Here is a 14,150-nt window from a genome sequence, read left to right as displayed (position 1 = left end):
CTCGATTTTTTCGAGTTGCAAATCGAAGCACATGAAAAAGCCCGCATCATGCGGGCTCTACTTACAAGCTAATCCAAACGTTTTACTCGTATCAGCCTACTTTGATAATCCCCGCGCAAAGTCAAAGGAATGCCTAAGTTCATGAGTGTTGAGCCGTGACGGACAAACGGTTCTCCTCCATCCAATCTCACCTCATAGGAAGCATGGGGCACAAGGTTTTGTAAAGGTAAATGCCGAACTTCAGCGCCAAAATGCTGCGATTGCAAGAAAGTAAATACTACACTTTCACTTCGATCCGCGCTATTGTACTGACAAGCAGCTACATTCGAATCTCGCAGCGAGGACAGCCTATACAAGTCACCTTTTAAAATAATAGGCCTGATCTCCTTGTACAGTTCTACATAGCTCTTCGCTTCCTCTAATTCTGCTTGCGACCATTTGCTAATGTTCGCCCCAATGCCCAAGCCGCCCATCATTGCACTATGGAATCGGTACGATAAAGGAAGACTCCTCCCGTTAAAGCCATGCGGCGACTCCGTCACCCAACACATCATGACAGATGGACTGTAGGCGTAAGAGAATCCCTCCTGAATCGCTAAACGATCACGCGCATCGGTGTTATCACTAATCCATGCTTGGTCCGCATAGCGCAGAATACCTAAATCAATTCTCGCGCCGCCGCCCGCGCATGTCTCAAATTCCACATCAGGGAAGCGATCCCTTAATTCCGCCAAAATGGCATATAAATGATCAACATGTTTGATCCAAATGGCTGCATTAGCATCCTGCCCCGAGGCAATCGTACCTGGCTCTGTCACAGTTCGGTTCATATCCCACTTGATAAATCGGATATCATAGGTAGTAAGCAAGGTCGTCATGAAGTCGAGAACGAATTGCTTCACTTCAGGCAGCCCCAAGTTCAACAATAATTGATTGCGCAGCTGCGTACCTTCGCGTGTCGGAAATTGATACACCCATTCCGGATGCGCTCGGAACAAGTCACTGTCCGGATTGACTGACTCCGGCTCGACCCATAACCCGATTTCCATGCCCAGTCCCTTTACGTGGTCGATTAACTCCTCAAGACCGTTGGGGAATTTCTCCGCATTGACATACCAATCACCTAAGCCCGCTCGATCGCTATGGCGCTGGCCGAACCAGCCGTCGTCAACAACGAAACGCTCCACTCCCAAACGAGCAGCTTGGCCAGCAAGCTCCTTTTGCCCTTCCACGGTTACAGCGAATTCCGTCGCCTCCCACGAGTTGTACAGCACTTTGCGTAGTTTACTAGTCGGCAGCACGCAATCTTTTTGGTACCGGTGCAGATTACGGCTCATCTGACCAAATCCACCAGATGTGAATCCGCCGACAAAGACAGGCGAAGCATATACTTCCCCCGATCCGAGCATCAAGGGGCTATCAAAATCGTTCACGCCTCCAACAATTCGCACATGCCCGAAAGTCGTTTTCTCTGCAGCGATTTTCCAATTGCCGCTCCAGCCAAGTGCCCCGAACCACACGTTCCCCGATGTCTCGTCCGCTTTGCCATTATCAATGGCATACCATGGATTAGCGTGTGGACCCGTGAAGCCTCTGCGCGACTCCAGTACTTTTTTACCTTCGGATAAGACTGTCGATCTTAATTGATACTCGCCTGCCCAGCGACCTGTCACATGCGTCATGCGGTAATCAGGCAGAGCCTGTACCGTCCAAACAGCTGCCATGATCTGCTCAATGCGAATGGACTCGTTCAGCCCATTTTTCACCTGTACGTATCGCTCAATGAGATCATACACAGGCAACGCCTTGTAATGAACATCAACTTCTAACGAATAGTAAGCATCCACCATCCGCAATACGATTTCATTTTCGCTCACTAATCGATGTCCCTCATACTTCAGCTTCAAGTCCCGAACACCGTCTGCAAACGAAACTTTCATCGCCGGTTCAGCATAATGGCAGCCGCCCCAGCCTCCATACTCCTCTGTCTCCCGATCGATTTCCACATCGAAGGAGCTGTGTAACCTGCTCACCAGTAAATACCCGCACTCCGAAGCCTCAATGTGTTCTCCCCAATACAAGTGCTGAATGGTACCTTTCTCATTGATCCCAAACACATACGATGATTGATCAGTGCGAATTTCAAAGATGTTTTCTTTTTCCAAATACGTTATAGGCACCTCAATTGCCTCCTTGTTACTATCCTTTGATCGCGCCAGCGGCAATCCCTTTAATGATGAATCTCTGCATGAATAAGAAAAAGATGATAATCGGAATCATACCCATAACCGCATAAGCAAAAGCCAGATTTAAGTCACTGCTGTATTGACCAAAGAAAAAGTACTGCTGCAGTGGAATGGTGCGGTAACTTTTATCCTGTAGGTAGAGTAGTGGAAGTAAGAAATCGTTCCAAATGTACAACACATTAAGTACGAGAACCGTTGCTGTAACCGGCTTGAGCAATGGCATCACAACACGGATAAAAATACCTGGTGTCGAACAGCCATCTATTCTAGCGGCTTCCTCAATTTCACGCGAAATTCCTTTCACGAAACCTGTGTAAAACAGTACGCCCATCTGCACACCGAAACCGCCGTAGATCAGCGCTAGCCCCCAATGTGAATTAACAAGATGAAATGATTTTCCAATTTGATACAACGGCAGCATAATGACTTGAAAAGGGACCATCATACCCGAGAGGAACAAAATAAAGATAAAGCTATAAAACGGCTTATTTCTACGCGCTATGGCATACCCAGCCAGTGCTGAAGCGAAGATAATCAGCGTAACGGAGATGGCCGTTACAGCTAAGCTGTTTAACAGTGCTGCGGGATACTTGGATGTACTCCACGCATGCGTGTAATTCGCAAAATTCAAGCTTGTCGGCAATGCATAAAAGGAATCGAAGGTTTGCTTCGCTGTTTTGAGCGACATCAGTAATGCGACATACATCGGAAACACAAACAGAATAGCTAGAATTGCAACCGCAGCGAACGTGCTGTATCGCGTTATTTTCATTACATTTCCACTTCCCGTCTTCTGAAAATGGATAATTGCACAATCGTCACGATCACCAAAATGACGAAGAAAATCATCGATAACGCCATGCCATAACCTGCTTTAAAGGAGTTAAACGCTGTTTTATAGACAAACGTTGTAATGACCTCCGTAGCAAAGCCCGGCCCTCCCTGCGTGGTTACCCAAACAAGATCAAACACTTTGAGTGAACCCGTCAACACGAGCAGCAGATTGATCGTAATCGAGGGCGCAAGCAGTGGTAATGTCACATGCCAGAATGCTCGACCTACGCCAGCCCCGTCCATTTTCGCACTCTCTACAAGCTCGCTCGGAATTCCCTGTAAACCAGCGATATAGATAATCATAGGTGCTCCCACGCCCTGCCACAGGGCTACAAGAATCAATCCGAACAAAGCATGATCCGGATTGCCAAGTGGACTGGTCACATCTAATCCGAATATGGTCAACAGTTTAGGAAAACCTGTGCTGAAATTGTATTTCCAAATAAATGCAGATAATACAACAGAGAGAATGCTCGGCAGGAAGAAAATCGTCCGAAACACGTTCTTAAACTTCAAGTAAGAATCCAGAAGCAATGCCAGTAGAAGAGATAACACATTCACAAGCACCATTAGAATAAATGCATATTTAAACGTATTTCCAAGCGCGGCCCATACGTCCGAGTCTTGAAAAGCATGCACGTAATTTTCCCACCCAATATACGTCAGCTTACGTGAAACACCGTCCCAACTTGTGAATGAATACCGCGTGCCTATCACAAATGGAATGAGAACTGCTAACGTAAATAACAGAATACCCGGAATAAGGAACAGAACATACCAGAACTCACCACGGATCATTCGTTTCATATTTCCCATAAGTTATTCCCTTTCTCATGAATAAAGGCATAGGCAGAAGCCTATGCCTTTATAACGCTTTTGTTATTTGTGGTTTTTGGCAACCCAGTCATCGAGATCCTTAATGATTTGTTCAGGCGTTGCTTTCTTGAAAAACACCTTTTGAACATATTGTGTAAATTGTGAGTTCCAATCAATTGTCGAGGTAATAAAGGATTGAGAATCATAGGTTAACCCTTTATCAAAATACGGCTTAAGATCATTAACTGCTGGCGCGATGTCTGTTGAAGCGCCTTTGACAAAGCTAAGCGAGTTAATATTTTTCACCCAGGCATCTCCGCCCTCTTTACTGGCCATGAATGAAAGGAATTTCAACGCTGCTTCTTTATTCGCTGATTTGCTGTTCACGGCAAGAGAGGCATCAGGGTTAAATTCAAGCTTATTCAAGCTTTCATCATTGCTGAACGGATATGGGAAGTAACCAATGCCTGTTTTGTACAATTCCGGATTTTTCTTCTGAATATCCGCTAATGGCCATGTACCCATGTACATCATACCGACATCGCCTTTGGAGAAGAGGTCAACAACACCGTTATAATCGACACCAAGCTGATCCTTGTTACCGAGGTCAAACAACTCTTGCGCATGTGCGATAACCGTTTTGGACGCAGGGTTGTCAGCGAATTTCGCTGTGCCCTTTTCCACTTTGCTGAAGAAGTCCGCTTGTTTCTCGACCAAGACCGTGTTACTCGGCAGATCTCGGCTCAACCACATGGCTAACGTCCAGTTGTCTTTCCAGCCAAGGGCGAAAGGAGTTTTGCCCGCTTCCTTTATTTTTTTAGCAGCAGCAATCATCGCATCGTACGTTCTAGGAACTTGGAGCCCAAGATCACTGAATATTTTCTTGTTATAAAATACGGCAATCGGTGTAGCGTTAACTGGCATAATATAGTTTTTGCCGTCAGTCGCTTGCGCTTTCAGTATGCTCGGATCGAAGTTGGACATGAAATCTTTCCCTGTCAAATCTTCGAGATACCCGCCGTCATGCAGCAGTTTCGTATTGCTTCCCGCATTTAGCGTAAATACATCAACGATGTCGCCGCTAGCTATTTTCGTTTTGAGTAACGTGTAGTAATCATCATATTTAACGGGCTGTACCTCGACTTTGATGTTGGGGTTTTGCTTTTCGAACTGCTCGACGATTTTGGCTACTCCGTCCGTAACATCACTTTTGAAATGCATGAAAGAAATCGTAACAGGCTTCTCTACTTTGGCTGTTGCGGTAGCAGCAGGCTTCGTCTCACTGCTTGCAGCTGGCGTTGCCGTACTTGTCGCAGTGCCGTCGTTGCCGCAAGCTGATAATAAAAGGGCCACCATCGTTGCCGAAACACCTGCACTTGCCATCTTTTTCATATCTTTACCCCTCTTCCTCGTTTTCGGTTTAGAACTGTGAGCTCTCGTTCTGAATCCTATCTTACCCGTAGAAAGAAGGAATCGTAATAAAATAAATTGTCGTTCTGATGTTCAAAATTTTGGTGTGAAGGATTTCGCCCCATGCCTCTCTCGGTATTCCGATGGCGTTTGTCCCGTGAATTTTTTGAACACTTGGCTGAAATAACGCTGATTTTCATAGCCCACAAGCTCGGAAATTTCACTGATTTTAGATTCAGACATGTTAAGCAGCTCGCACGACTTTTCCATCCGTTTACGTGTCACGTACTCGATGAAATTTTCAGAGGTCACCGATTTAAACTGCTTACTTAAGTAACTCGGATCGAGATGAAAGCGTGTGGCGATGTCAATTAGACTGATGTCTTCAAAGTAATGCGCATCCAAATAGGCAGCAATCTCGTGAATAGAATGAACAGATGGCGTCATTCCCTTGCTCGCATGGTACTCCTCGATAGCCTCAGTGAACTGGCTAAGGAAGTCGCTAAACTGACTGTGATTCACGACACCTGAGATCGAACGCGCATCGAAAAGCTGTGGATACGATATCACCATGTCTGCCATTTCAGCAGCGGCGATCTCTGTTAGTTTTTTAAGTGCCCGCTGACCCTCACGGATGGTCAATCCGCTTAATTTCTCCGCCTTCAAAAGGATATTCCGCAGCAGCTCGCGACTCTCGCTCCCATTCCCTGCAGCAAACGCTTGCTGTAGACTCTTCAATTCAAACACCGTTAACAACTCCGACACAGATGGCATCGAAGCAACGGGTAGTTCTGGCGAGCTCAGAGAGAAGCTAGTCGCATGCAGCACATTGCTTCTCAACTGCTCATTAGCCATGTCAAAGGCGTCCGGCAATCGTTCCAAATTATGAAATACACTGCTCAAACCTGCAACCACGTCAAGCTTCAGCATCTGGTTGATCACGTTATGAAAGGTTACAAGTAGATCTCGAATTTGCGACTCCTTGTAATCAGACTCGGGTATGTACAGACATAGACTCATCCTGTCATCTGATTTGTAGATGTACGGAGCAGCATCCTGACTGGCTGAGGAGATCACTTCGGACAATATATTTTCGATGCTGTACATCAACAAATCTGCATTGCCATGAAATTTCATCGTTGAAATGTCATGGAATTTACGAAACATACAGAGCGCTAATCTAAAACTGCCTCTAGCACAGGATATCGAAAGTTCCTCCGCTTGGGACTGAATATCCATCACATTCGTGATACGACGACTGGTCACATGCTGAAGAAACACCTCTCTGCGGAGTTGCCACATGTCTTGCGTGAATTTCTTTTGCTGCTGCAGTGTCAAATGGTTGTGACTTGCCTCCATAGCCTTCACCAAAGCGCTCTTCAAATCCGTTAAGGAGATCGGCTTCAGCACGTACTCACAAGCCTGATACGTTACTGCAGCTTTCATATATTCATACTGGGAATACCCACTAATGACGATCACCTTAATCTCCGAATAGTTCGTGTACAAGGCTTCGAGAAACTGTTGACCGTTCATGACCGGCATATTCATATCTGTCACAATAATATGTGGCTTGCTGATTCGCATAAGCTCCAATGCTTCTTCTCCATGCCGCGCTTCCGCGATGACTTCCACGTCCAGAGAGAGTTCACTAATCATTTTACAAACAGACTTCCTACCTAGCGATTCATCATCCACGACCATTACTTTGTACAAAGCTGTCACCCCCATTAGGATTGTAAGGAATTCGTATACGAATCGTCGTCCCTATGCCCACTTCACTCTCGATGTCCAAGCCAAAAGGTGATCCATACACCAATCTTAATCGTTCATGAACGTTCTTAAGCCCGATGGATACCCCGTAGAAGACGTCAGACGATTTGTTGTCAAAAGACGATCGGAGCGCAAGCAACTTTTCCGTTTCAATGCCCGGACCGTTATCTTGAACTGCTAGTACTACGGAATCCGAATCCCGCAGCACACGTACACCAATCCGAAGGGACTGCTCCACCTCCCGCTTGCTGAACGCATGCACAATCACATTCTCGATAATCGGCTGCATGACGAAGCGAATAATAGCACAGTCCATCAGATCAGAGGCGACGTCGAACTCGATCTGCAGCGTTTCCTCGAAGCGAAGCTGTTGGATGTACAAGTAATTATTCACATGCGCAAGCTCCTGACCAATGGTCGACGCTGCATTACCTTCGTAGAAGCTGTACCGAAACATGTCACCTAAAGCACGACACATCTCGTGAATTTCATAATCGCCGATAAGTACAGCCTTCCCACCGATCGTCTGCAGCGTATTGTACAGAAAATGCGGATTAATCTGCATCTGTAGGGCAAGAATTTGTGCTTCTTTATTGAGCAGCTGCATTTCGTATTTGGATTCAATCAGCTCGCGAATTTTATCCGTCATGAAATTAAAATTGCTCGTTAGCTCCGAAATATCATCGCGATAATTGGTATTCTGCTGCAGACTGACATGAAAGTTGCCTTTGCGAACAGTCTTCATCGCTTTTCCGAGTAACTTAATAGGTCTAGTTATGTAATGCTGCGCAAGAATAGAAAGCAAGGAAATGCTCAGCATCACAATAATGAACGCGCCAATCGTCGTAAGCAGTATGTTCCTGCGGTTCTGTTCCAGTTCAGGGTTCGGATACACGATCGAAAGCGCAATATTGCCATAATTGAGACGAGAGGTACCGACGAGTAAATCTTTCTTCTTCATGAATGCGATATGCTTAGGATTATTCTGCGTGTTGAACTCCGGCTTTTCGTATTTGGGTATGATATCTGCATATTGGCCATTTGTCTGATAAAAAGGTTCCCCGCTTGCGTTCTGTAAGACGATGACGTTCGGTGTGTGATTGTTCTCTTCAATCATTTTCGCTAATTCTTTACTTTGTATATAAAAAACAAGCGTACCGAACTTCGTTCTGTAGAACGGATCATAAATAGGAATCGAGTAAACAAAGAAATCCTGTTGCAAGGTGATGTCTTTATACGTAAACATAAGCGCTTGCTGAAATGGCAAATCGAGCATCTCCTTGTAATGAGGAATGCTCTGATCTATTTTGACAGACTCATAGCTGGCTGCTCTTGACCATGAGTCTTCCAGTTTATTTTCTTTCCCGAAAATCATGATCTTAATGATGTCTTTGTTTTTATTTTGAATGAGCAAATCATAATTTTTGATGGATTCTCTGAGTAAAATGATTTCCGCATCATTATAATTGGCCCCATGCTCCATGAGATTTAGAATGCGTTCGAAACCATATATTTGCAAGGCCGACGAAGAAATATTACTAAAATATTGATCCAAATACCCCGATAAATATGCCGCATTCTGGTCCGAGCTTCGGAACATCGAGTTTTCCAGAGAACGGGTACTCGACTTATAGAAAATCATGGAGAGTACAAGCATGGGGATCAAGGAAATCAGGACACTGCTCCATACAATTTTGGTGCGGATGCTCCGATTAATAAATAGCCACCTGATCATGCTATCCCAACTTCCCCTGTTGTTCATCTTAAAATGCAATCGATTATACCACATTGTAACATCAATCCTGCTTCTTACAATTCAACTTTTTGTAATCTTCATGTTCAAATTTTTGAGTAAGTTAAACAGGTACCCAATGTCTAAACACTTCTTGTAAGTGTTTGGGCATTGGGTACCTGTTATTAAAACCTCATGTTATTTTTTATTTTTGTCTAAAATCGCAGTAGCATCTTTACGGAAAGATGTTGCTGCTTCTTGAACTGTTATTTTCTTGTACATGATTTTCTCCGCGGTATCTTTAAGCAGCTTCTCGATCTCGATGGAACCGACTGGGTTCGGAGGATCCATCGGTGCGCTGTTTTTCTCAGCCCACGCCACGTAGTCGAAAACTTTTATTTCATTCGGGCTTAACAGCGGTTTCAATGCTTCTTTCACTTTGGATGCTACGGGTACTCCGCGCTCACCTTTAATGATTTTATTCGCTTCAATATCATTAATCCAGAAATCAATAAATTTAGCAGCTTCTTCTTGTACTTTGGAACTACTTGAGACGGACCAGTACATACTTGGTTTCAAGAATAATCCTTTATTGGCATCTGGACCCGGCATTGGCTGCAGGACAAGCTCACGTTTGGATGCCGTAGCTAGACCAATGAACTGATTAGACCAACCATTGGAGGAAATGGAATTACCCAATGTCATCTCGTCATCTTCCGGTGTACCTTTCTTTTGTGCAGCTTTATCAAGCGCCAGTACGCTACCAGCGTCATAATATTTCTGAGAGCGATTGAAATAATCAACAAATAGTTTATCGTCGGTATAACCCAGTGCTGTACCTTCTGCGTTATACATTTTTTGACCAAGTGTACGCAGGTAATAAGGGAAGAAAACATCATCTCGGAAGCCGCCCGTGATTTTGCCCGCTGCTTTCGCTTTGGCCGTAATCTCATCCAAATCATTCCACGTCCAGTTCTTCTCCGGAGGCGTAATACCTGCCTTTTTCAGCATTTCAAAGTCCATCATGCTGGTTAAAGCATTAACCCCTAAGTTCATAGCGACGAGTTTCCCGCCTACTTGACCACCTGAAACTGCATTTGGACTTACGTCGTCCACATTAAGAATTTTACTCTTCGTAAAAGGTGTCAAATCTGCTAATTGGTTTCTTCCACCGTATTGTGTCAAATATGAGATGTCCATCTGTATAATATCTGGCAGTTGATTTGCAGCTGCTTGAGGAGCAAGCTTCTTCCAATAATCATCGAAAGCCGCATATTCAGCTTCAATTTTCACATTCGGATGTGCTTTCTCATACATTTCGATAACTTTCAGCGTATAATCGTGGCGCGCTTGACCACCCCACCAGGCCATACGAAGCTTTACTGGTTCCTTACTTGCACTTACTGTTGCACTAGGAGTCGTTGCTGTTGTTGGCGCTGTTGTAGCTCCTCCACTTTGGTTACTAGAAGTACCCGAAGAACAAGCGGTTGCTGTAAAAATCATGGATAATGACATTAATGTAACTACTGCCTTTTTCATGGTTTTTCTCCCCTTTGTACGTACATTTCAAAACCGTAATCGCTTACATTTCTATTATCTGCTAAAAATTAACATCCCGTAATTAAAAAAACCGTCTTCTTTGTTCAATTTTCCGTTTACGCTGTGCGTGAACTCAGCAAACTTACTCCCGCTTCTACCTCTACTTCTACTTCTACTTCTACTTCTACAGACAAACCTTTCTCCACCGCCCCAAACAAATTAAATGGATTTTATGTCGTTATTATTGCTGATTCGCGCCATTTCGGAGCCATAGATGGATTTCATACAGTTAATTTCTACTAAAAACCACCAAACGAGCAATTCTTCTCAAATCAGCTGTACAATTTCCATTTATTTACTATAACTCTAACAAATTAGCAAAATTAACTGTATATATTACATTAAATTTAAATCTAGCTACTCAACTGACCACACTACTTCTATCTACTCCTACCCAACCCGCTACCAGCATGCCACGAATCACACACTATTGAATAAGGGGCTTGGCTTTTCTAGAAAAAAAGACAGTACCCAATTACAGGCACTGTCCCTTAACTTGATCGCTTATCCGATCAACCTCACTAATCCTTTATACGCAATTTCATCGAATTTGCTAATGACCTTCTCCCGATCCATCGCCCACGCGCAATCTTCTAACGCACAAGCAACCGGCGCATCCAAGCGAATCGTTGCCAGATCCAGCGAAAGATGCAACATCTCCAGCTCCGCTTCGATCTTCGCACGCACACCCTTCGGAAGCGCAGCTAAGTTCTCAAGGATACCAGCGATATTCACATATTCGTTAAGTAACTTCGTTGCTGTTTTCTCCCCGATCCCTTTAACCCCTGGATAATTATCTGCGGTATCACCCGTTAATCCCTTCAGATCAATGATTTGAGCTGGGGTTAGGCTTTTCTCCTCCATGAGCGTTTCTAGCGTGTACACCATGTAGTTGGATTGCCCTTTTTTCATAATGATAACTTCGGTATTCTCATCCACGAGCTGGAGCATATCATGATCACCCGTTAAAATTTGCACTTTTGTCTCCGGGCTGTATGTACGAGCCAATGTGCCGATACAATCATCCGCTTCATAGCCAACAACGCCTACATTCGGAATATTAAAGCTGGCTGTCACTTCTTTGACCAGATCAAATTGGGGAATTAATTCTTCAGGAGCAGGACCGCGATTCGCTTTATAGGCGTCAAATTTCTCCGTCCGGAAAGTCTTGCTTCCCATATCCCAACAACACACGACATGAGTCGGTTTGAATGTGCCGATCGCATCAAGCAAATATTTTAGAAATCCGTAGACACCATTAATCGGCACACCGTGATCGGTTCTCATAATATAGCCACTTGATGATGTTGCATAATAACCGCGAAATAATAAGGCCATGCCGTCTACGAGCAGCACAGTTTCAGATGAATTTTGTGACATTAATAATAGCTCCCATTCCTGTGAAGATATGAATTCATTACAATCAGTATAGCACGGCATACCGATTCCCGACACGCAAAAACCCGCCATCAGCAAAAGTTACCAATGACGAGTTACACAGGAATCTATTCAAATATATCTTTCAAAATCTTCAACAAATTTTAAGTTCAATCATTTCCTGGCCATAGATGGGCAGCGATAGAACACAAGCACCCGCTTGCAATTCACGTCCTGTGAATGTTCCTACTTCGCGGTCGGTGAATAGCAGTGTCACTTGATAGGTAAACTCTGGATTGACCCAAGGGATATAGACAACACACGATTCGGATTCTACGTCTCCCCGTAGTGCAATCACAACACCTTCGCCACTGGAATTCAGTTTCCCCCACCAATGCCAATCCTCGTCAGTCGGCTCCGGAACTCCGCTCCACTGAAAGTTACGGTAAATATCATAATCCTTTTGCAGCCTTCTTAACAGGTCAAACCGCTGTTTATAATGGTTAAGATTCTCCTGGGTCAAAGAGGCCAAATCTCCGGCAAATAGCTGGGGTGCTCCCATCAACCAACTGCAGATTTGTCTATCCTGAATTTGCGTAGTCAAGCTGCCTCGCACATTCACAGTTGCTGCACCATAATATTCAATACATTGCAACGGTAGTCCGCGGTGAGCATACAACTGAACGCGTGCTTGGTAACACCCCGTAATCAGCTGCTCGCTAAGCTGCTTCGGATCATAGTCCCAATCCTCACGATAACGCTCCTTCCAATGACCTACACCCGAATAATCGTTAGGAGGGATGTGATACGTATCCGCATGTTGCAGTGCCGCAAGATCACAAGGAACTCCTGGTGTTCCCCAATAGATTTCATGGGTTATTTCTAACGTGATGCCCGGGCTTCCTGCTCGAATACGATCTTGCGCTGCTAGAAGGCCGCGGAGGCCGCGAAGCAAGGATTCCTTTCGCGTTCGGCTCTCATGGCCTTGTGCGATATCGCCGAATTTAATATTGGTGAAGTCTTGCTTGTAATACGACACGCCATATTCTTGGGAAAGACTCACAAGATCATCCGCATAATAGTCTCGCCACGGGCTTGTAAAGCTCATCCCATAACCACCTAATCGTTTGAGCCACGGGACGCTGAGTCCGTCAGGAACATCTCTTAGATCCTTTGATTGTTCATCTCGGAATGTGGACACCCACAGTCCCAGCTCTAGACCAGAAGCCTTTATGGACGCGCACATGCCTTTAAAATCAGGAAACAGCGCGAAGTCAGGCTCAGTACCCAAGCGCCCACGCTGCCAACCATCATCAATTTGCATGGTTTGAAATCCTGCTTGGACTGCCAAATCAGCTAACTCTAGGATGATGGGCTGGTCAATATTGGGGCCGAAATTGGACCATGTACACCACAGAGGTGCGATTCGTTCAATGGGAGCACGTGCCAAGTGCAGTTCATGTCGCAGGAAGGATTGAAACTCACTTTCTATGGCGCGATCAACTGGCTTGGACAGACCTGCTCCCGAATCCCATGTCTTCCCAGCGCATCCATAATAGAACGTTCCTTCGCTTTCGAATTGTTCTCCTGGTCCAAGAACCCACTCAAAGTAGTCTGGGTTATAGCCCATCGCCCCAGTGCCATCTACATAACGAAGCGCCGAAGGAATCTCGCTGCCTAGAATAATACCTTGCGTATGATCCGGGCTCTCAATAGCCAATATACTGGACTGCGCGCCTCTACCAGATGGTGTATATTCCGTTGCAGGATGGCAATTGACCAAACGTAGATGATCAATCATGACTTCATCTATCTTAACCCAGTTGGCACTTTCATTGTGCACAATCAACTTCTTACGGATGGCTGAATGATGTGGAAACAACTCATAGCGAAGAATAATTCGAACTTGACTAAACGTTGGATCCTCCCAATCGGTCAACTCCACGTTCCAACATTCAATGCCATTCCCCTGGATCTCCGTTGTGACCTTCTTAGAACGAGGATATAGTTGACTCTCCGCGCTGCCATCAATAAGGAGTGCATCACTCCAATTCGCATCATCCGCTTTCCATTCTCCCGTATCGGATACAGCCAATTCATCTGTCTTACCAAATGTAGCTGTCGTTTCTATGATGCTATCCTCGCTGCCTTGCATCCCCACTGGTGGCTTATCCGTTGTCCGATAGCGGAGAGATACCTTAAACTCTTTCCCTGCGTCCAGCCACTCGGTTCCATCTACAAGTAAACGTGAAGTAACAACCCCCGTCTCTGACAAATCAAGAATACGAGTAAGGAGTCCGCTCTGTAAAACGACTTGATAATAATCGGTATTAGGCATACTTATCTCTCCTTAAGAGCATGGC

9 protein-coding genes are annotated in these 14,150 nt (G+C 45.0%); all 9 read right to left on the bottom strand.

From position 1 onward, the window contains the following. Positions 1-68: 68 nt before the first annotated feature. Positions 69-2,180 carry an alpha-galactosidase gene (locus AC58QM_RS02795; RefSeq protein ID WP_497281160.1) on the bottom strand — a complete coding sequence of 704 codons (2,112 nt, stop codon included), beginning with the start codon at positions 2,178-2,180 and terminating at the stop codon, positions 69-71. A gap of 19 nt (positions 2,181-2,199) precedes the next feature. After that, positions 2,200-3,018 carry a carbohydrate ABC transporter permease gene (locus AC58QM_RS02790; protein ID WP_497281159.1) on the bottom strand — a complete coding sequence of 273 codons (819 nt, stop codon included), beginning with the start codon at positions 3,016-3,018 and terminating at the stop codon, positions 2,200-2,202. Further along, positions 3,018-3,896, bottom strand: a complete 879-nt coding sequence (locus AC58QM_RS02785) for a carbohydrate ABC transporter permease (RefSeq protein ID WP_497281157.1) — start codon at positions 3,894-3,896, stop codon at positions 3,018-3,020. The genes AC58QM_RS02790 and AC58QM_RS02785 overlap by 1 nt, the downstream gene beginning before the upstream one ends. Before the next feature lie 63 nt (positions 3,897-3,959). Next, complete coding sequence (locus AC58QM_RS02780) at positions 3,960-5,288, bottom strand: ABC transporter substrate-binding protein (protein ID WP_497281156.1); 1,329 nt, start codon at positions 5,286-5,288, stop codon at positions 3,960-3,962. 111 nt (positions 5,289-5,399) lie between these two features. Next, complete coding sequence (locus AC58QM_RS02775; RefSeq protein ID WP_497281155.1) at positions 5,400-7,022, bottom strand: response regulator transcription factor; 1,623 nt, start codon at positions 7,020-7,022, stop codon at positions 5,400-5,402. Then, positions 6,997-8,814 (bottom strand): sensor histidine kinase, encoded by a 1,818-nt coding sequence (locus AC58QM_RS02770; protein ID WP_497281154.1) that lies wholly within the window; start codon positions 8,812-8,814, stop codon positions 6,997-6,999. Before AC58QM_RS02770 ends, AC58QM_RS02775 begins: the two co-directional genes overlap by 26 nt. 195 nt (positions 8,815-9,009) lie before the next feature. Then, a complete protein-coding gene (locus tag AC58QM_RS02765; RefSeq protein ID WP_497281152.1) occupies positions 9,010-10,350 on the bottom strand; it encodes an ABC transporter substrate-binding protein in 1,341 nt (446 codons plus the stop codon). Between the two features lie 564 nt (positions 10,351-10,914). After that, a complete protein-coding gene (locus AC58QM_RS02760; RefSeq protein ID WP_497281150.1) occupies positions 10,915-11,790 on the bottom strand; it encodes a 5'-3' exonuclease in 876 nt (291 codons plus the stop codon). A 151-nt stretch (positions 11,791-11,941) separates the two neighbouring features. Then, a complete protein-coding gene (locus AC58QM_RS02755; protein ID WP_497281149.1) occupies positions 11,942-14,125 on the bottom strand; it encodes an alpha-galactosidase in 2,184 nt (727 codons plus the stop codon). Positions 14,126-14,150: the final 25 nt, after the last annotated feature.

Source organism: Paenibacillus sp. J22P165, assembly GCF_059692015.1.
The sequence above is the reverse complement of the archived record's forward strand: the minus strand, read 5'-3'. Positions and strand labels throughout refer to the sequence as shown.